General features: G+C 35.3%; 18 protein-coding genes. 17 read left to right on the forward strand and 1 reads right to left on the reverse strand.

The features are described 5' to 3' along the window. Positions 1–2: 2 nt before the first annotated feature. The 16 genes from AC07UV_RS08725 to porN all read left to right on the forward strand — a co-directional run bounded on the left by AC07UV_RS08725 (position 3) and on the right by porN (position 17,747). Positions 3–851, forward strand: a complete 849-nt coding sequence (locus tag AC07UV_RS08725; protein WP_495183389.1) for a hypothetical protein — start codon at positions 3–5, stop codon at positions 849–851. Beyond that, the gene (locus AC07UV_RS08730) at positions 848–1,744 is read left to right on the forward strand and encodes a hypothetical protein (protein ID WP_495183390.1); all 897 of its coding nucleotides are present in this window, start codon (positions 848–850) and stop codon (positions 1,742–1,744) included. Before AC07UV_RS08725 ends, AC07UV_RS08730 begins: the two co-directional genes overlap by 4 nt. Continuing rightward, positions 1,737–2,828: a hypothetical protein gene (locus AC07UV_RS08735; protein WP_495183391.1), complete on the forward strand. Its 1,092-nt coding sequence runs from the start codon at positions 1,737–1,739 to the stop codon at positions 2,826–2,828. The genes AC07UV_RS08730 and AC07UV_RS08735 overlap by 8 nt, the downstream gene beginning before the upstream one ends. Positions 2,829–2,919: 91 nt before the next feature. Beyond that, positions 2,920–3,927, forward strand: coding sequence for a glycosyltransferase (locus AC07UV_RS08740; RefSeq protein ID WP_495183392.1), 1,008 nt, complete (start codon positions 2,920–2,922; stop codon positions 3,925–3,927). A 7-nt stretch (positions 3,928–3,934) separates the two neighbouring features. Continuing rightward, complete coding sequence (locus AC07UV_RS08745; protein WP_495183393.1) at positions 3,935–4,969, forward strand: polysaccharide biosynthesis protein; 1,035 nt, start codon at positions 3,935–3,937, stop codon at positions 4,967–4,969. A gap of 8 nt (positions 4,970–4,977) precedes the next feature. Then, on the forward strand, positions 4,978–5,400 hold the full coding sequence (locus AC07UV_RS08750) for a WxcM-like domain-containing protein (protein WP_495183394.1): 423 nt from the start codon (positions 4,978–4,980) through the stop codon (positions 5,398–5,400). Positions 5,401–5,408: 8 nt separating this feature from the next. Then, entirely contained in the window at positions 5,409–6,524 is a 1,116-nt protein-coding gene (locus AC07UV_RS08755; RefSeq protein WP_495183395.1) for a polysaccharide biosynthesis C-terminal domain-containing protein, read from the forward strand. A gap of 107 nt (positions 6,525–6,631) precedes the next feature. Beyond that, a complete protein-coding gene (wecB, locus tag AC07UV_RS08760) occupies positions 6,632–7,771 on the forward strand; it encodes a non-hydrolyzing UDP-N-acetylglucosamine 2-epimerase (protein WP_495183396.1) in 1,140 nt (379 codons plus the stop codon). A gap of 7 nt (positions 7,772–7,778) precedes the next feature. Beyond that, complete coding sequence (locus AC07UV_RS08765) at positions 7,779–9,035, forward strand: glycosyltransferase family 4 protein (RefSeq protein WP_495183397.1); 1,257 nt, start codon at positions 7,779–7,781, stop codon at positions 9,033–9,035. Beyond that, entirely contained in the window at positions 9,035–9,943 is a 909-nt protein-coding gene (locus AC07UV_RS08770; RefSeq protein ID WP_495183398.1) for an NAD-dependent epimerase/dehydratase family protein, read from the forward strand. The genes AC07UV_RS08765 and AC07UV_RS08770 overlap by 1 nt, the downstream gene beginning before the upstream one ends. A gap of 31 nt (positions 9,944–9,974) precedes the next feature. Further along, a complete protein-coding gene (locus AC07UV_RS08775; RefSeq protein WP_495183399.1) occupies positions 9,975–10,931 on the forward strand; it encodes an MraY family glycosyltransferase in 957 nt (318 codons plus the stop codon). 408 nt (positions 10,932–11,339) lie between these two features. Then, positions 11,340–12,122: a polysaccharide biosynthesis/export family protein gene (locus AC07UV_RS08780; RefSeq protein ID WP_495183400.1), complete on the forward strand. Its 783-nt coding sequence runs from the start codon at positions 11,340–11,342 to the stop codon at positions 12,120–12,122. 6 nt (positions 12,123–12,128) lie between these two features. Then, positions 12,129–14,528, forward strand: coding sequence for a GumC family protein (locus AC07UV_RS08785; protein WP_495183401.1), 2,400 nt, complete (start codon positions 12,129–12,131; stop codon positions 14,526–14,528). 136 nt (positions 14,529–14,664) lie between these two features. Continuing rightward, positions 14,665–15,357: a hypothetical protein gene (locus tag AC07UV_RS08790; protein WP_495183402.1), complete on the forward strand. Its 693-nt coding sequence runs from the start codon at positions 14,665–14,667 to the stop codon at positions 15,355–15,357. 32 nt (positions 15,358–15,389) lie between these two features. Further along, positions 15,390–16,688: a T9SS ring complex lipoprotein PorK/GldK gene (gene porK / locus AC07UV_RS08795; protein ID WP_495183403.1), complete on the forward strand. Its 1,299-nt coding sequence runs from the start codon at positions 15,390–15,392 to the stop codon at positions 16,686–16,688. Positions 16,689–16,724: 36 nt separating this feature from the next. Beyond that, a complete protein-coding gene (gene porN, locus AC07UV_RS08800; RefSeq protein WP_495183404.1) occupies positions 16,725–17,747 on the forward strand; it encodes a type IX secretion system ring subunit PorN/GldN in 1,023 nt (340 codons plus the stop codon). 99 nt (positions 17,748–17,846) lie between these two features. Here porN and AC07UV_RS08805 read toward each other — a convergent pair whose 3' ends face one another. Next, entirely contained in the window at positions 17,847–18,950 is a 1,104-nt protein-coding gene (locus AC07UV_RS08805) for a nucleotidyltransferase family protein (protein ID WP_495183405.1), read from the reverse strand. A gap of 374 nt (positions 18,951–19,324) precedes the next feature. Here AC07UV_RS08805 and AC07UV_RS08810 point away from each other — a divergent pair, with 374 nt between their 5' ends. Beyond that, positions 19,325–21,235: a polysaccharide biosynthesis protein gene (locus AC07UV_RS08810; protein WP_495183406.1), complete on the forward strand. Its 1,911-nt coding sequence runs from the start codon at positions 19,325–19,327 to the stop codon at positions 21,233–21,235. Positions 21,236–21,459: the final 224 nt, after the last annotated feature.

A 21,459-nucleotide genomic window follows, 5' to 3' on the forward strand; every position in this document is an offset into this window, starting at 1 on the left:
TTATGGAGAAATTTAAAAAAATAATTTTGGTTTCGATTCTGTTAATGTACTATTCTTTCTTATCTGCACAGACAAAAAAGAAAGTTTATTTTGCTATGGATGATATTGAATCAAGTACCATTAAACAAATTAAGAGATTAAGTAATGTCCTTGAATGTAAAATTGTTTATGGAGATTTTATCTATCCAAATAAATCCAAAGTTCTAGTAGAGGATGTCTTTCGGAAAGAGATAAATAGATTATTCCCTAATCCTCAAAGCTCTGGAGTTGGAATGCTCGATTGGGAAGGGCAATTATATCATGACTTGTTCGCTGATAAAGCTACTGAAGAAAGTAAAATTAGTGCTGCAAATGAATTTGTAAAAGCGGTAAAAATAGCAAAGAAAATGAGGCCAAATATAAAATGGGGGTTCTATTCAATTCCGAATCCTCTCCAATATCATTATACAGAAGTATCGCAAAAATATTTGAAAATGATATTAAATGAAAGTGATATTGTTATGCCGGGCTTTTATTTACAGAGTAAAAATGAAACTCCCAATAGAAAATTATCCAATTTATTCAAGTTTCTGAGTGATGTAAATATAAATAAACCAATCTATCCTATTATCTGGGATAGATATAGTACTACTGATAAAGCGCTAAATTATGATCTAATTAATGAAACTATTTTTTTTAATTATATTAATCAGTTGACAACGGATAGTAGGTTTTCGGGTATTATTTACTGGGGACGAGATACATGGTTCTCAAAATATGATATAGAACGAGGAAAAGCCACGAATAAGGTTGATTTCGTTCAAAAATACAATAGGAGGATTCTTAAGAATGTAAAACAAATGAACAAATGATGAGTGAGCTCAAAACAAAAAATTATTTTGTCGTAAGTAAACCGTTGCAGTACGTAAATAGTACCAATATTTCTGTTGAAGGACGAAAAATATTGGTTCTAGTAGAGCTTTTTGTAGATGCATCGTTTTTTTTTAGCCAAGTAAAGAAAAGCGGATATTGGGATGAATGTTATTCTTTCAAACACAGTCAAGAGGCATATAGGTTTCTCCGAGAATCATTGTGCAAGGACGACAATCTCTATATAGATTCGGATTTTGGTGTTAAAAAGCAATGGTGGCTTTCAAAAATAAAAGCTAAAAGTATGTTTGTTTATGAGGAAGGAATAGGATCATATAGAAGCGATTTGTTAAGTAGCCGGAAAATATCACTTTTTTTTAAATTTATACTTAAGTTCTTTTTTCAAATTAAAGGGTATTTCGGAGGTGGAAGAATGGTATCGGGAATTTACGTATACGACCACGATAAACACCAAAATTTGGTTCCGGATTTTAAAAAGAGACGGTTAAATTTTGACGAACCTTTTTTACAGCATTTAGAACATATAAAACATCATTTCAGGTACCAGGAATCAAAAATTGAGGAAATTTTAAATATTTGTAAAGATAGAAATGTGTATTTATATCTAACTTCTTGGCAGTATGAGGTTCGCATAGCACAAGCTATGTTAGGAGATGTTAAAAATGGGATAAGAATTTTGAAACCGCATCCACATATTAGGATCCAAAATGTTAAAGAATGTTTTGATTTTATAGTTGACTCCGACGTTATTGTTGAGCTATTAATTCTCAATTTGATAAAAAATAATGTGCTATATGTCTATCATGAAAATTCCAGCGCTTTAAACTATTTTGATAAAGAGCAATTAATTTCAAATAACTTCAGTCATGCTTAAATTATTTGGAAATAGATATCAAGCTTACGTGTTTTTTTATCAAGTATTATTCATTTTATATTTGATAAATGAAACCTATTTTCCAAAAGAGTTGACTTTAATTTATTTATTTGCATTAGCTCTATTTGAAAAAAAATTTATTGCCGAAAATATTAAAATTTTCCTATTCTTTGGGGCTCTGGCAATGATATCTTGTTTTCTTTTTTTATATAGGCAGTACTTTGTAAATGGAACTTTAATTATACACTTTTTTTCTTTATCTACAGTAGTATTGTTTTATTTTAAAAGGCATATAAATATTAAAATCCATAAAACACTAATAATTTTATATGTAAGTTTTGTTTTAGTTCAATTGATAAGAGGTGTAGATGCCAATGAAATTTTAATGAATAGAAGCCGAAATATGGTGAGCCTCTATTTACTGATTTTTGCAATTTTTTATTATATAGAAGATTTTAGATATAATAAGAGAATAAGGCTTTGGCCTGCTATTTTATCCTTAGGGATTTCTTTAATGATGATTGGACGTTCTGGTATTATATCTTCTTCTTTGCTTTTATTAACAGTTTTCTTTTTTCGTGTGTTACATGCAAAAGGCGGAAATAAAATTAAATATATTCTAGCAGCAATAATAGTCATCGGAGTTGTTTTTGTACTAGGATATGGTTATCTGTCTGCATTTCTTGAGAGCTCTTTACAAAGATTCTCGAACAAAGGATTGGAATCTTTTGAAAGAGACCTGATTATCGGTAAGTATATGGAATTGGCTCTCGGAAGTTCAGAAAATGCATTTTTAGGATTTTCCTTAGACTATTATGCTTTTGAGCTGTTTAAATTTAATTTACATAACTCTTATTTGAGTCTACATTATTTTTTGGGGTTATTTGGCGTATTGTTGCTTGTGGTTTTACTAATTAAAATTTTATTAAAAAGAGGAATGTGGTTTTATAAATGTCTATTAATAGTTTTGTTAATTAGAGGATATAGTGACCAGATATTTTTCTTTAATTTTAATGATGTTGTAATAATTTATTTAATTTTTTTGATTTTATATGATGAAAGTTATTTAAATTTTAAATATTGATGTAAATAAACAGATTGATAAAGATATTTTGCTCTTAGCATGTAGTATGAGATATTTTAAAAGTAATAATTGAAAAAAGTATCAGTGAATTATGATTTTAGTAGATGCGGTTTTTATAAATGATGGAGGAGGAAGAATACTCTTTGATTATCTGTTTTCTTCTCTTTTAAAAGCAGAAATTAAAGATATTATCTTTTTGTTGGATAAAAGAATATATAATGAATATTGCGAAGTCAATATTCCTTCTGGGAAAATAATATTTATTGATGGTTTTGTGGAGCGATGTTTGTTCTATAAAAATAAAAATACTGCGTTTTCAAAAGTGTTATGTTTTGGAAATATACCTCCTAATAAGCGATTGAATGCAGAGGTTTATACTTATTTTCATCAGCCGATGTTTTTGAAGGTGCCTAAGAGTTTCAAAGTCTCTGATCAGATAAAATTTAAGTTAAAAGTTTTTGTTCTGAATCTATTTAAAAAGAATTCAGATTATTGGTTAGTTCAAAGTGATTATATTAAGAAGTCTTTAGAAGAAAAGTTTAATTTGAAAACTCAAACTGTTAGTAGTCTACCTTTTTATCCAGAGTTTACACGTACAGAAACGTTCGAACGGAGCGTAAGTAGCTTTTTGTATGTAAGTAATGCTACTCCTCATAAAAACCATATTAGATTAATTGAGGCTTTTTGCTTGTTTTATGATGCATATAAAGAAGGGATCCTGACTTTGACTGTTGATAAGCAATATTTAGAGGTTTTTGAGTTAATTAATTCTAAGAAGGCCCTTGGCTATCCCATTAATAATTTGGGATTTGTTGATAGAGAAGAATTATATGAACAATATCAAAAGCATCGATTTCTAGTTTTCCCTTCGTTTACAGAAAGCTTTGGACTCGGAATCGTTGAGGCTATAGAAAATGGTTGCAATATTATTGGTGCCGACCTACCATATATGCATGAAGTATGTAGTGCTAGTCTATTATTTGATCCTAATAAAACAAATGATATTCTAGATAAATTATCTCTATCTCGTAACAATACCAAGAAGAGTCAGCAAAAAATAAGAAATGAGGTAGATAAATTAATTAATATATTAAAATAAAAAAAATATGGAAATAAAGGATAAAATCTTATTAATAACTGGTGGCACTGGCTCATTTGGTACAGCCGTTCTAAATCGTTTTCTGCAAACAGACCATTTTAGGGAGATCCGAATCTTTTCACGTGATGAGAAGAAACAGGATGACATGCGAAATTTATATAAGAATGAAAAAATAAAATATTATATTGGAGATGTTAGAGATTATGCGTCAGTTGAGCCAGCTACTCGAGGAGTGGATTATATCTTCCATGCGGCGGCATTGAAGCAAGTACCATCTTGTGAGTTTTTTCCGATGCAAGCAGTTAAAACAAATGTAGAGGGTACACAAAATGTCATTCGTGCTGCTGCTTCAAATGGTGTGAAAAAAGTAATCTGCTTAAGTACAGATAAAGCTGCTTATCCAATCAATGCAATGGGTATATCCAAAGCCATGATGGAGAAGGTAGCGGTAGCAGAGGCTCGTAATCTAACGGACACAGTTGTTTGTTTAACACGTTACGGAAATGTAATGGCTTCAAGGGGCTCTGTTATTCCTTTGTTTTTAAACCAGATTCAAAAGGGTGAGCCGATTACTATAACAGATCCTAATATGTCTCGTTTCTTTATGTCTTTGGAAGATGCTGTTGATCTGGTGTTATTTGCTTTTGAGCATGCTAATCCAGGAGATTTATTTGTGAACAAAGCTCCTGCTGGATCTATTGGCGATTTGGCGAAGGCTTTGATTGGGTTAACGGGTAAAGAAGTGCCAATTAAAGTGATAGGCACACGTCATGGAGAAAAGCTTTATGAAACGCTTTGTACACGAGAGGAAATGCTGAAAGCGGAGGATATGGGCGATTTTTATCGTGTGCCTGCGGATAACCGTGATTTAAATTATGCTAAATATTTTTCTGAGGGAGAGCAAGATGTATCCAAAATAGAAGATTATCATTCGCATAATACAGAACAACAAGGAGTTGAAGGTTTGAAGAAGTTGGTTTCTAAATTACCTTTGATTCGGAAGGAAGTCTTTGGAGAAGATGTACAGCAATATCCATATTAATTTTAATTATGATAGATTTTATTTGTGGCGGGGTCGCTAAAGATCATCGGGGACAAATCCGGTTTGTCAATGACTTTGATATGTCTCAGGTGAAGCGTTTCTATATTATCAAAAACATGGATCTAGATCTTGTTAGGGGCTGGCGTGCGCATCGGGTGGAGCAGCGTTGGTTTTATGTTTTGTCTGGAAAATTTGCAGTGGATGTTGTTGAGATTGACGATTGGAGCCAGGCTTCTACAGATCTACTAGTTGAAAAAATTATATTGGATACAAACGAGAATCGAGTCATGCACCTTTCTACAGGTTATGGTACAGCCTTTCAGGCCTTAGAGCTAGGATCTGAATTACTTGTTTTTTCGGATCATGGTATTGATAATGCGCCAAATGACGATTATACCTATCCATTAGATTATTTTATAAATAGACAATAGTACTACATATGAAAATAGGGATAACTGGGCAAAATGGATTCGTAGGAAGCACTCTATACAATACTATCGGACTCTATCCTGAAGAGTTTGTGCGAATAGATTTTCAGAAAGAGTATTTTGAGAATGAAGGTCTCCTTGATCATTTTGTTGGATCTTGTGATGTTATTGTACACTTAGCGGCTATGAATCGTCACGATAGTGAACAAGTAATATACGAGACAAATGTTGCCTTAGTGAATAAATTGGTCGCCTCATTAAAACGGACGGGTTCAAAAGCACATGTATTGATTTCTTCTTCTACACAAGAAGAACGGGATAATCTATATGGACGTTCTAAACGTGAAGGTAGAGAGGCGTTGAATAATTGGTCAAAGGAAAATGGTGGTAAGTTAACAGGGCTACTCATTCCTAATGTATTTGGAGCTTTTGGAAAACCATTTTACAATTCTTTTATTTCAACATTTTGTTATCAGTTAACCCATGATGAACAACCTACAATTGCTAACGATGGAGAAGTCAAACTGATCTATGTGCAAGAACTTGTAGACGATATTATTCAACAGATTCGTCGGGGCGAGCATCAACCGCTTTATTTGGTGCAACCAACCTCAATTAAGAGGGTCTCCGAGGTATTAGCTCTTTTAGAAAGCTATAGGGATATTTACATGGAGAAAGGCGAAGTTCCAGTATTGAACGATCGATTTGAACTTAACTTGTTTAATACGTATCGATCGTTTATGGATTATAAAGCGATCTATCCACGAAAATTTCGATTACATAGAGATTCAAGGGGAACCTTTGTCGAAATAATTAGGACAGAAATAGGTGGTCAGTCGTCTTACTCTACAACCATGCCTGGAGTTACCAGAGGGGAGCATTTTCATACGCGTAAAATAGAACGTTTTGCTGTAGTTAAAGGAAAGGCTGTTATTAAACTGCGTAAAATGGATGCCGATGAGGTGATGGACTTCTATCTAGATGGAAATGAGCCGTCTTATGTAGATATGCCAATTTGGTATACGCATAATATTACTAACGTTGGTGAAGAAGAATTGATTACAATGTTTTGGATTAATGAACCTTATGATCCAGCTGATCCTGATACCTATTTTTTAGAAGTGTAATGTCCTTCGGGAAATAAATAAGGTATGAAACAATCTGATTTATCATTCAAATTAAGAAGTAATTAAATCTGAGAGCTTCATCAACTTTAAAAGGTAAATTTATAAAAATGAAAAAATTAAAAGTAATGACAGTCGTGGGGACACGACCTGAGATTATTAGATTATCAAGAGTATTATCAGCATTAGATGTTTCTGATGCCATAGATCATATTATTGTACATACCGGACAAAATTATGATTATGAATTAAATCAGATCTTTTTTGAAGATTTGGGACTACGTAAGCCGGATTATTTTTTAGAGGCCGCTGGAAGAACAGCAACGGAAACCGTTGGAAATATTTTAATTAAAATAGATCCGTTATTGGAGGACTTACAGCCAGATGCATTCTTAGTATTGGGGGATACAAACTCCTGTCTATGTGCTATTCCTGCAAAAAAACGTCATATCCCTATCTTCCATATGGAGGCCGGCAATCGTTGCTTTGATCAGCGTGTGCCTGAAGAGACTAATCGTAAAATTGTAGATCATACAGCAGATGTCAACCTGACTTACTCTGATATAGCTAGGGAGTATCTTCTAAGAGAGGGCTTACCTGCAGACCGGATAATAAAAACAGGGTCTCCAATGTATGAAGTGTTAAATCATTATTTACAGGAGATTGAAGCATCAGGTGTGTTGTCTAAATTAGGTTTGGAAGAACGTAAATTTTTTGTGGTGTCTTCACATCGTGAAGAAAATATCAACAACGAGAGAAATTTTAGGGGTCTGATGGAATCCCTGAATGCTATCGCTGAACAATACGGTTATCCTGTTATTGTATCAACACATCCGCGTACTCGAAATATGATTGATAAGATGAAGATAGAAATGCGTTCTGAGATACAGTTTTTGAAGCCATTAGGATTTCATGATTATAATGCGCTCCAGATGCGCTCTTATGCCGTATTATCTGATTCTGGTACTATCTCCGAAGAATCCTCTATTTTAAACTTTCGAGCTTTGAATATCCGTCAAGCACATGAAAGACCAGAAGCAATGGAGGAGGCATCTGTAATGATGGTGGGCTTATCCCCAGAACGCGTATTGCAGGGACTTACGCAAGTTCTAAAACAAGACGTAGGTGAAAAAAGAAACTTCCGTCCGGTAGCCGATTATTCAATGCCAAATGTTTCAGAGAAAATGGTTCGCATTATTTTATCTTATACGGATTATATAAGAAGAGTGGTATGGTCAGAAGAGATTTAAATAAAAAATGAGCTATTCTCCAAAAATACTAATTCATAGTATTGCTTTTAGTCCTGATGGTGTATCTACGGCTTATCTTTACAATGATATTGCCTTAACTTTTCAGCAAAAGGGATATGAGGTGGTTGTGTTAACAACTACCCCGCATTATAATGTGCTACCTGATGAATTAGCGAAGCAACCAATGACGAAAAAATTAGGTGGATTATATTATACTAGTTCTTTTAATGGCATTAAAGTATTGCATATTCCACAAAAAAAATTTGGGTCGACGGCATTACGTATTATAGGATTTGTCTATTGGCACATCTTATCATTAATTTTAGGTTTGACTGAAAAAAAAGTATCGGCAATTTTATCGCCATCTCCACCATTGACCATAGGCTTTATCAATTTATTGATAGGCAAAGCTAAGGGAGCAAAGGTTGTTTATAATGTTCAGGAAATATATCCTGATTTTCTGATTGAACAGGGTGGATTAAAATCAAAACCAATTATTGCGATCCTTAAATGGTTGGAGAAATTGGTTTATAATAGATCTGATGCTGTTACGACTATTGATCAAGTTTTTTATAATACCATTGTTGGACGTGTCAACGAGCCTCAAAAATTACATATAATTCCAAATTTTGTTGATACAGCACTGTATAGACCTTTGGCTAAAGATGAGATTATTTTGGATAAAAATCTTTTTGCTAATAATGACACAATTAAAGTAATGTATGCAGGTAATATTGGTCATGCGCAAGATTGGGAACCCTTACTGAGCGCGGCGATTTTTTTAAAGGATGAACCTATAGAGTTTTATATTATTGGCGAGGGGGTTATGAAAGAGCATGTTATTGAACAGGCGAGAATTAATGGCCTTTGCAAAGTTCATATTCTTCCTTATCAGCCTAGAGAAAGCATGCCGCATCTATTGGCGTTCGCAGATTTACAGTTCATTTTTATGTCAAAGGAAATGGAGGGGCATGGCTTTCCATCTAAGGTTTATACAATTATGGCCTGTGCAAAACCGCTAATCGTTTGTTCGGGAGAAAGTACACCAATAGTCAACTTTTTACGAGAACAGCATTGTGCAAAGTTGATTACAACGAGAGATTTTGCTGAGAAAGTGAATGAGATTGTATTTTTCTTAAAGAATAGTTCAAAAGAAAGTTTGCGCATATTAGGCAAGGCCGGTTATGAGGGAATAAAAAGAAAATATTCTAAAGAAGTGGTTACAGCAGATTATGTTGGATTAATTGATAAAATACTGCCATAATGTCAATAATAATTACTGGAGCAACTGGTTTTGTTGGTCAAAATTTAGTTAACTATCTGAATAATAGAAACATGTCGACGAAGGGTTTATCCTTACGAGACTCAGCTTGGAAAAAGAGCTTCCCCGTACAGGCTAAAGCCTTAATACATCTCGCAGGAAAAGCGCACGATACAGCTAATACTACAGCTGATGATGAATACTTTAAAATTAACTGTGATCTAACGATCTCGCTGTTTGATCAGTTTCTGAAATCAGATATTCGGGATTTTTTTTATTTCTCTTCTGTAAAAGCAGTAGCAGATACGGTGGATGGTATTTTGAATGAAATTGTCGACCCTAATCCGCTTACAGCTTATGGCAAATCAAAATTAAAGGCCGAACAGGGTCTGTTGAGCCGGACCTTACCGGTTGGCAAACGACTGTTTATTATTCGCCCATGTATGATACATGGGCCGGAGAATAAAGGTAATTTGAATCTTCTTTATAAAGTTGTTGAGAAAGGTATTCCATGGCCATTGGCTGAATTTCATAATCAGCGTTCCTTTTTGAGTGTTTATAATCTTTGTTTCCTAGTTGAACAGATGCTCTTACAGTCGGAACTTCCATCGGGTGTTTATAATTTTTCTGACGACGAAACATTATCTACAAATGAATTAGTAGAACTAATTTCGGAAACACTGGGTAGAAAACCGCAATTGTGGCATATTCCGGCAGGGTTGATTCGGGCAAGTGTAAAAATAGGGGATATCTTGCCATTACCTTTGAATTCCGAGCGTTTGAAAAAACTGACGGAATCCTATGCAGTATCTAATAAAAAGATTAAGCGCGCACTCGGTCTTAAGAATCTTCCATTAACAACAAAAGAGGGATTGATGATAACCATTCAATCTTTTCAAAAAAAAATCTGATCAAATAAATACAAATATATTTTTACCACTTATGATATATATAATCATTCTACTTGTTTTATTTATTTTGGAACTGCTTTATTTTAAAGTTGCGGATTATTTTAATATAATTGACAAGCCGAATGAAAGGTCTTCTCACTCTGGGATAACACTAAGAGGAGGAGGTATAATTTTTTATTTTGGGGTTCTGATTTATTTTATTACTTCAGATTTTCAGTATCCCTGGTTTTTTCTGGGACTGAGTTTGATGACTATCATTTCGTTTCTAGATGATATTTTTACGCTATCAAATAAAATAAGGTTATTGATCCATTTTACTTCTGTTCTTTTGATGGCTTATCAACTTGATCTTTTTGTTATGCCCTGGTATTATTTATTATTATGCTTTGTATTTGTAGTAGGGGTGATCAATGCCTATAATTTCATGGATGGAATTAATGGTATTACGGCTTGTTATAGTTTGGCAGTTGGAACATTATTAATAATAGTAAATCAACGTTTACTTTTCATTAGGCAAGACTTATTGATATTTACAATGTTGGCTGTACTTGTTTTTGGTTTTTTTAATTTCAGGATAAAGGCTAAGTGTTTTGCCGGGGATGTTGGTTCTGTTGCAATAGCATATATTCTATTATTTGCATTAGGAGCGTTAATTTTATCTACAGGAAATCTTATCTATATCCTATTTCTTGCAGTTTATGGTGTGGATGCTGTTTGGACAATTATACGTCGTTTGTATCGGAAAGAAAATATTTTCGAAGCGCATCGATCTCATTTGTATCAGTTTTTGGGTAATGAAGCCAGAGTTAATAAATTGTTAGTTTCTTTCCTTTATAGTTCTATTCAATTAGGGCTAGGGTTTTGCGTAATCCTATTTTCAGAAAAGGAGCCTATAGCACAGTTGATTTTTTCAATTACAGTATTACTGGGATTGAGTCTCATATATTTAGGTGTAAAGGCATATATAATCAAAAGGTATGTGTCTTAATATTGTTTTGGGACAATTTAGTCTTTATCTTTTCCAAAAATCATGAATAGGCTTGGATTATGGGAAAAAGAGTGCTTTTTGTAGAACATACTCATTATCGTTTATTTTTAGACGATAATGGATATGTTCCATCCGAATTGTATTGAAAGAGTAGTAATTTTTCCTCCTTTAAATCTTTTATCGTGGAACCCAAAGTTTCCTGAATACTAGATTTTATGCATAATCCAAACAGCTTTTAACTCATTGAGATAGGGGGAATTATTGTGTTAGAGATTTTAGGCATAAATATTGCTTATCGAAAACGGCTTGCAATAAAGTATTATATGTAGGCATTTTTTATGGAGTCTGAGGAAAAAAATATATTTTTGTGATTGATAAAAAAGATCAATTTTATAATTTAAATAGAAAATGCGGGTAATTTCGAAGTATGGGTTTGCATTAGTACTTGTTGGATTGGTTCTAATGATATTTAGTTCTTGTGGTTCACGCAAGAATATGGTTTATCTCCAACAAGATTCAATACAAATAAACACTTTGTATGAGGGATTTGTCCCAAAAATTCAGCCAAATGATATCTTGACAGTTGTAGTAACAGCAGCTGATCCTAAAGTTACTGCTCCCTTCAATCCTGTCAGTACAATGGCAGTAGGTAGTCTTACTCAACAAACTGATATGGCATTGCGGCCAACTTATACCGTTGATGAGAAAGGGGATTTGATTTTGCCTATGCTAGGAAAAGTACATGTTGCAGGATTGACTCGTATACAAGCAATAGAAAAAATAAGAATCGAGCTAAATCAATATATTAAGGATCCTGGTGTAAACATAAATTTTAATAATTTCAGGGTTTCTGTACTAGGTGAGGTGGCTAGACCTGGATCTTTTACTTTACCTTCTGAGCGTGTAACGGTATTGGAGGCTCTTAGTATGGCTGGAGATTTGACAATTAGAGGTGTTCGTAATAATGTGATGTTGATACGTGAAGTGGGTGGGAAAAAAGATGTACATCGTCTAGATCTAACAAAGCAGAGCACCCTTAATTCTCCTTATTATTACTTAGCCCAGAACGATGTAATTTATGTAGAACCGAATAAATCCCAAATTAATAATTCCAAATTAGGAGCGAATACTAATGTGATTATTTCTATAGCAAGTTTGTTAATTACAGTAATTTCAGTATTGACTCGTTAAAAATTCATGGAACAACAATCTATATACTCAAAAGAAAAGCAGGAAGAAGAAATCAATTTAAGACAGCTATTTGAACAATATGCTTTTTATTGGAAATGGTTTTTAATTGCAATTTTCCTCAGTGTTAGTATAGCTTTAGTTTATTTACGCTATGCAAAGAAATCATATAATACCACTGCAAAGATTCTATTAAAAGATGAACGCAGTGCCTCAGCTGGAGAATTAGCAGGAATTACCGAATTAAGTAGCAGCATGGGGTTCGGAGGGTCAAGAACTGCATTTGTGACAGATCAAATCGAAGTGCTGTATTCTAGAAGACTGATGCGGAAAGTGGTTGATCAAAATCATTTAAATATAATTTATGAGAAAAAAGGTAAAATAAGATCCTCTGAGATATTAGAAAGGGAGATGCCTTTTGTCATTCAACCTCAAGGAGATCAAGATTCTACATTACTATCTATAAAAATAAGTATCAGAGATAGTAAACACTTGCATGTTAAAGATTTAGTGTCTAACAAGAATTTTGATGTTACTTTTGACACCGAAACAAGAATTGGAAACCAGGTATTTATTTTTAGAAGGAATGTTGCAAATACATTGGATGCTGAAAGTGAGTATATTATCAATATAATTCCTAGAGATTGGGCTGTAGATAAAAATTTAGCTACAATTAATATTACTCCGAATAAGGAGATGCAATCTTATATTGTAAATTTTGCAATGGTTTCGGAATTAAGTAAAAAGGCAGAACTTGTTTTAAATTCACTAATTGATATCTATAATGTCGATCTAACGAATGATAAATTACGCATGACTCGTGCAACATCCGACTTTATAAATAAGCGTTTAGTATTGATTTCGAAGGACCTGTCTGGAGCGGATGAACAGGCGGCAGATTTTAAATCGGCTAATTCTATGGTAGATATGGCTACTGAAGCGGGGGTGTTTTTTAATAATGCGGCTGAAAATGATAAGAAAGTACTAGAGTATAAGACACAGTTACAATTAGTTGACCACATGAATGACTTCTTGAAAAATCAGGAAGTAGGAAAATTATTACCTTCCAATATTGGTTTGCAAGACGTGTCCATAACTAATGCTATTGTTGCCTATAATAAGTTGATTCTGGAAAGAGATGATCTATTGAAATCTGCGTCTGATCAAAATCCAGCTGTGATTGCTTTGAATGAGAACATTGAAGAAAACGATAAGAATATTCGTCAATCTCTCAAAAATTATCAGAAGGTGACTCAGTTGGCTCTAAGTAGTATTCAGAATAAATCTAATGAAATTAAAGACCGTATTAATTCAATTCCAAGCCAAGAAAAAGGCTTCAAAAAAATATCACGTCAACAACAGATAGTAGAGTCTTTATATTTGTTGTTGTTGCAAAAACGAGAAGAGAGCGAAGTAAAAGCTGCTGCAACACCAGATAATTTAAAGATTATTGATACGGCGTATGGTAGTAGTAGTCCAGTGTCTCCACGTAAAGCGATAACCTTACTGGGGGCACTCATTTTCGGTTTTTTAATTCCATTTATTGTTATCTATTTGAAATTTTTATTAGACAATAAAATTCACTCTCGAAAAGATATAGAAGATATTGTTAAGGTACCTGTCTTAGGGGAAATTCCGACTGCAGAAGATACAATTGTACATTTAAATGATCGTTCTTCGCTGGCTGAAGCATTCAGAATCTTAAGAACTAATATGAACTTTATGTTCGGAGCGGATCAAAAAGATGCTTCAAAAGTAGTCTTCGTAACTTCAACTATTTCAGGTGAGGGTAAGTCCTTTGTTACAACAAATCTTGCCCAAATCTTATCCATGTCTGGAAAGAAGGTGCTCTTGATAGGGGCAGATATTCGTAGTCCAAAAGTATTGGATTATTTAGGCCTGTCTCATTTACAACATACAAATGTAGGGATCACACAATTCCTGATTAATCCGGAAATGGACGTGGACAATATCATTATCAAGAAACCAGGTAACTACGATTTTGATGTGGTGTATTCAGGCTATATTGCTCCAAATCCTGCTGAATTATTGATGAATGGGCATTTCGACGATGTGATTAAATATGCACGTGGACATTACGATTATATTTTGGTTGATACCGCTCCAGTAAGTTTAGTAACGGATACACTATTGATTGCACACAATGCTGATTTAACATTATATGTATCACGTGTTAATTATCTCGATAAAAGACTCCTACAAGTACCTCGCGAGCTATATGTAGATGGTAAGTTAAAAAATCTTGCAGCTGTAGTAAATGATGTCGATTTCGCTAGAGGCTATGGCTACGGCTATGGTTATGGCTACGGCTATGGTGATAAAGGGAAAAAGAAAACAGGATTTTCTAAAGTGTGGCAGGATCTGAAGGATCGCTTAAATATAAAATAATCCTACAATTAGGGCATTTTGGCCTTATTGTTGTTTAAACCCAAGTCGATTACATCGACTTGGGTTTTTAATTTTATAATAATATCTAATACCAAACGTTTTGACTATAGACTTTTGTTATTGCTAATCAATCACTATGAGAAAAAAACTATTAAGCACATTTATTGGATTGTTTTTATTTGGAATTGTAGCTGTGTACGCGCAGTTTTCACGACCTGTTAGTGTGGGAGCCGGGGCTGGTGCTACATTTAACTTAACAGATTTGGGGAATGTCGAATCGAAGTTTGCATTCTATGGAGAGCTGGATTATTTAATCACACCCTATATATCTGTAGGTCTGCATGGTGAAAAAGGCACATTGAGTGGCAATGGATACAATAGCGATTTTGAGAACCGTTACTTTGCTGGAAATATAAACGGAAAGGTTCGTTTGGGACAATTTTTGGATCATTCCAACAATTATAGCTATTACACTTTAGGAGCAAATACATTTTCACGCATTCTTTCGAATATCTACGTTGGCGCTGGCGCAGGATTGGTGAAAAATCGTATTGCGAGAAATTTAGACCCTAAATATGGCGATGCTATTGTAAATCTGGGTGGAGAACTCGCTGAAGATTTAGGTGAAATTCATTTTGTAATCCCTCTGAATGTCGGTGTAGATATTCCCTTTGGTCGAACTTTATATGGGCCGCAATGGGCTATCAATGTGAATTACCAGCATACTTTGACAACAAATGATAATCTAGACGGGATAATAAACAGAAATAATGATCAATATGGATTTGTTTCTGTCGGCCTAAAGTATGCGCTTTTCAACCGGAGATAGATAGCTTAATGTTTTAAAGACAAATAAAAGAAATGAAAAATAAAATATGCAGACAATTTACAAATCCAGTATTTGGATTTTTAGCCTTAGCAATCTTAATTAGTTTCTCTGCCTGTAAATCAAATTCGGCAATCTATAAGGCCCCAAAAGTAAATGCTTTTCGAGGAGGTAAGTTACCTGCGCCTCCAGGTATGATTTATGTTCCCTCAGGAACTATACTTTTCAAAGGGTCACTTGATAGTGGCAATGTTGGTAAAAATGTGAGCGTAAGTGCATTTTTTATTGATGAAGCTGAAGTAACAAATAAACAATATCGTGAATTTGTCAACTGGGTAGCTGACTCGGTTGCAGTCACAGATTACTTACAGGATGATCAATTCTTTTTAGAAATAGCAGGTGAACAAGTTGGACAACGCAGAATTAATTGGGCGAAAGTCAAGAAAGTGTCTCCGCTGTGGAAAAGCAATGACCCCAGTATTCAAGAGCGATTGGCTCCTATGTTGGAAATGAAAGGAAATCGAAGAGCGCTCAACCCCGAAGTAATTAAATATCGGTTTTCGTATTTGCAATCAAAAGGTAATGTGAAAAAATCGTATGTTACTGATTCTGTAGCGGTCATGCCGGTAGAAGATATTTGGACGAAAGATTTTCCAAATGCACAGTTAGCTTCTTTAGATGCGAATTACTTTACGCATCCGTCTTTTGATTACTACCCTGTTGTGGGTGTTACATGGAGACAAGCGCGGGCGTTTACCGATTGGCGTGCCAATGAAATGGCGGCTACAGTCTTGAAAAACTCTTATCTTAATGGTTATCAGTTAAGTTTGAGCCTTCCTACAGAAGCGCAATGGCAATATGCGGCTTCGGGAAAATTAGATCCACAAGATACAATTGCGGGTTCAAGAATGACTATTGATGGTGTTGAAGGTAAAAAGAAGTTAGCTGTAAACTTTAAACAAGGAGATGGTACTTATTCACGGGATGGTGCAACATTCACATTGCCTGTTAAGTCATATATGCCTAATGCTTTTGGTATTTATAATATGGCGGGGAATGTTTCCGAATGGACATTAGATGCCTACAGCCCGTCTGCAGTCGTATTTGTAAATGACCTTAATCCTGCATTATTATATGACGCTGATGAAAAGGATGGCGACGCACTCAAACGGAAGGTCGTACGTGGTGGTTCATGGAAAGATAATGGTGAACAACTGAATAGTGAGACACGTAATTATTCGGTGGATTACGAACCGCATTCTTATATCGGTTTCCGTTGTGTGATGTCCGCATTCGAGATGCCTACAGTGCAAAGTAAAACGCGTAAGTATTAATCTTGGCTGTAAAATATAAATTCAATAATGATGAACATGAAAATATTAATAACAGCTTCCATGACATTGGTCATGGGATCGTTGTTCGCCCAGCAAGAGACGACAATAGATACTGTTCCTAGAAGACAGGATACTTTAAATAAAGTAATGCCTGCAATACCAGTTGTGTCAGGAGAAATTAATCCCGACACGATCCCTACGACAGATGGTTTTTATCAGGCCAATAATATGGAAGATGCTGTGCCCTTTGCCTATCCCGAAGTAAATAAAAAGAATATTCGGTTTTATAAGCGCGTTTGGCGTGATATCGACCTTAAAGATGAAAAAAACTATATCTTGGCTATTCCAGGAAATTCCTTAATTGAGGTCGTGATGAAAGCGATTGAAAAAGGAAAATTATCACTATATAGTCCAGATGACGATTCATTCAAAGGACGGCTAAGTGCACAAGAAGGAATGACCCGCTTTGCGGATAGTGTATTGGTACCCATCTTTGATGGCGAAGGAAACCAGATTGATTCTAAGATGGCGCTCAATGAATTTGATCCAAGCCGGGTGACAAAATTTCGTGTTAAAGAAGATATCTTCTTCGATAAACAACGGAGCAGATTAGAGACACGTATTATAGGCGTAGCTCCGTTAATGAATATTACCACGTCTGCGGAGCTTGCAGAATCTGTGGGCGCGACGCCCGCATTTTGGCTCTATTTCCCGCAATTGCGTTACAGTTTAGTGCAAGTTGATATTTCTGATCCGGACAAAGGGCTATATGATATGACTATGGACGATTTCTTTGTACAAAATAAGTTTGCAAGTACAATTGTGCGCGAATCATCTCCAGGTATGTTGCAAAATGTCAAAGAATCTGAGAATGGTGGGCAATTATTGGATGGGAGGAAAGTAGAAGAGAAGTTGGATGCCTATAAAAAGAAATTATGGAGCAATCCAAAGGGAGTCAAAGCTGAAGAATTGGAAGGAAATCAATCAAATATTCAGCAACAGCAGGAAAGTAAATCCATAGAGGCTGAAAAGAGTAAGAAAACGGAAGAAAAATTATAAATAAATATTGGACTTTCGCAACAGCAAGTCTAGTATTTATAAAGAGCAGCTCTTTGCAAAAAGAAATAAGAGCTGCCCTTTATTTGTAAATTTTAAAATCTAATCCATATCTTTCCCGATAAATTTAGAATATGCCTGTACCCAATAGTAGAAAAGTGCTTCCTGTGGAGCGTATTTAAAATAACGGAGGAAATTTAGAAAAAGACGTTTTGAAGCTTTAGGCTGAACCGATATTGTCGATATTGTGTTTCCTCCTTTAAATCTTTCATCATTATAACCGAAACTTCCAGCATACCAGACCTCGTTGATCATCCATGTAACATCTAGATCTTCGGGGTAGGGAAATGGAACATAAGATTTTGGCAGTCCAATATAATCAACCAAAATTTTATGTAATAAATGACTCCATCTCAATATACCCGCTTTCTTATAGATCTGTTTTAGAGCGATGAGATCAATTTTGTTTGAAAGGGTGTAATAGAGGCGGGCTGAATCGCAAAACTGCCGAAGTCCAATTCCAAACCCCAATAAATGCTTCAAAATATGAGAATTTACTTGCAGTAGCTGCATTTCGGGTGCGAGTAACCTGATTGGTATATTGTGAATTAGCAATTTGTCATACCTATCGCTATATTTTCTAGAAATCTTTCTTAAATAACTGTATTTTAATGGGCTACGGATGTCAAAAAGCTTTTTATGATGTTCAATATGAACCCCTTGCCAATCATAGTCCAGGCTAAATCCTGCGGTATCCTGAAAAACTATGCTTTGTGTTTTCAAGTGATTACGGGCTACAGCATACCCATCTGCTTCAAAATACCAATCGACATCTCCACTCATACGATGAAGTGGAATGCGGTAACAGTTTGCCACACCCTGGCCCTTTTGCAAGATTGGGCAGAGCCCTAATGCATTAAAAGAATCAAACTGCTTTGCGATGACCTCGTTCATTTGTAGATTATTCCGTTCGACACGGTCTATTCTTACAGCCCATTTTAATCTTAGCGATTGCGGCGGAAGTTGATTTTCTTCTAAAAAAGAGAAGCTGTCGTAAATTAAACCTTCTACCGTATGGTCGATGGCATAATGATGTATTTTATTCCAATTATCAGTAGTCAGTGGTTGGTCTAAAAATAAGGCTCCTTCTCCCCATAAGCCGATTCGTAGCAATTGAAAAAATATATCCTTTAGTTGGCTGTCCATCTAGATTCTTAGCAAAAATAATTTGTCCAAAGATAATGATTTCAATGCGATAATAATATAACGGGAACTAAATGCATCCTTTTTAAAAAACAATTTTTATGTAGTGTATCAATTGTTTTATTAATAATTCACTGTTTAATTTAGTAATTTCGCGTTCGGTTAAATATTCTTAATTGCATAAAATTAATACCTATGTCTTATTGTACATATTTCTTCAATAAAGCTTTTTTTTGAAAAATGTGACCACTAGGACTATTTAGGTACGATAAATGTAATGATATAAAAGAAGGGAACTTCAAATATTTAATTAGTGAAAGGGATACTTTTTAGTGGCATTTTGCGATTAAAGTATATAATATTGTTATAGAAGTTAAATGAGTAATTTATGGAAAGAGGGCTTGTCGATCAACAAGCCTCGTTGGATAATTCTGCTGTTGGACATGATCATTGTCGTGACAGCTTTTTTTATCAGTTATGTTCTTATATTCAAGCATAGAGGGGGAGTGGAGATTGACGATATGGTCAGACAGGCGCTGCTTGTTTCGGTTGTTTATCTGATCTGGTTCTGTATTTTCGGCACGTTTAAGGGGGTTGTCCATAAAACTGGTATCCGTGAATTGCAGCGTATTGTCTTGGCGATCGGACTGGCTTATTTTTCCGCTGTACTGATTTGTAAAGGAATAGAGTGGTTTTATCCTTCTTACAATGCGATGTTGCCTTTTTCGGACACACAGCTTCTTTTTCATACACTAATAGCTGGTTTTGGCATGACCTTCAGCCGTGTGCTATATCGGGCCTTGTATCATGAACTGATGTGGGGAGGTAAAGACAACCGTATTCCTGTGATCCTTTTTGGCGCGGGTAATATGGGGAACACCACTTTTCACTTTATCCATACCACATCCCGTAACAAATACCGTATCGTCGCCATTATGGACGATAATCCACATCGTATCGGTAACCGTATTCAAGGTTTTAAAATCCATGATATAAATGTCCTAAATAAAGGTTTTGTATTACGGCATGGTAATGCTTCTGAAATTATTATAGCGGTGGATGACCGTAAACCAGAGCGTTTAAATAAAGTGTTTAAACTCGCCGAACCGATTCCGTTAATTGTTAAAATGATTCCGGATACTGCCCGTCTGTTGGCGGGAGAAGTAGCGACAAGGCAAATCCGGAGCCTACGTATTGAAGACCTATTGGGACGCAAAGCCATTGATCTGGAAAATCCTACCATTGCCTCGGAAATGAAAGACCAGATCGTACTCGTCACAGGTGGTGCCGGTTCGATAGGTGGTGAACTGGTGCGGCAGCTTGCCCACACCGATTTGAAGCAGCTTATTGTAGTAGATCAGGCCGAATCGGCTTTGTATGATATACAACAGGAGCTAAGCAGTTCCAGTCATTTTTCGCGTTGTACCTTTATTGTAGGAAATGTTCGGGATGAATCTTTTATGGAGACTTTGTTCCAATTCTATCGTCCGACCTATGTATTCCATGCGGCAGCTTACAAGCATGTGCCATTAATGGAGGCTAATCCCTACGAATCGATTTTAACGAATGTATGGGGCTCTTACAATGTGGCACTGTTGGCCGATAAATACCATGTATCCAAGTTTGTAATGGTTTCTACCGATAAGGCTGTCAATCCGACGAATGTCATGGGTGCGACCAAACGTGTTGCGGAAATCGCGATATCAACGGTCAATATACACTCGAAGACGAATTTTATTGTGACCCGCTTCGGCAATGTATTGGGGTCTAATGGCTCAGTGATACCATTATTTGAAAAGCAGATGCTCAAGGGGGGGCCACTCACAATTACCGATGAGAATATAACCCGCTATTTTATGACCATACCCGAGGCCTGTCAATTGGTACAAGAAGCTGCAGTAATGGGTAAAGGGGGCGAGATATTTGTCTTTGATATGGGGGAGCCTGTGAAAATTATGGATCTGGCCAAGCAGATGATCCGGCTCAAAGGATATAATTATCCCGAAGATATTGATATTAAAATTGTTGGTCTGCGTCCTGGGGAAAAAATCTTTGAAGAGCTTTTGGCCAATGGCGAGAATACGGAGAAGACCTACCATGAAAAGATTATGATCGCTAAGGTTAATACTCCAGACTTAACATTGCAGAAAGCACGTGTGGAGCAATTATGTACACTTGCGAAAGCAGCTGATCCAAACCAAGATAAAATGCGCTTGGTGCAGCTGATTAAGGATATTGTACCTGAGTATCGATCCCAGAACTCTGTTTATGAAACATTGGATAAATAAAAAATAGACCAAGCATTTGCGTTAAGTTTAAAGTCTTTAGTTTTAGATGGACGCTAGGTACTATTGCACAATAAAACAGGAAATCGTAAATTAGAGGACACTAATATGAATGCCCAGAATGGATAATAATCCACTAGAAATATCAACATCAAACCACGACCAGGTATTAAGTACATATTCAGCTGGAGATCCTGAACATCCCAATTGGTATATCTACGAATATG

The sequence above is a fragment of the Sphingobacterium sp. GW821-FHT03E03 genome, assembly GCF_059420745.1.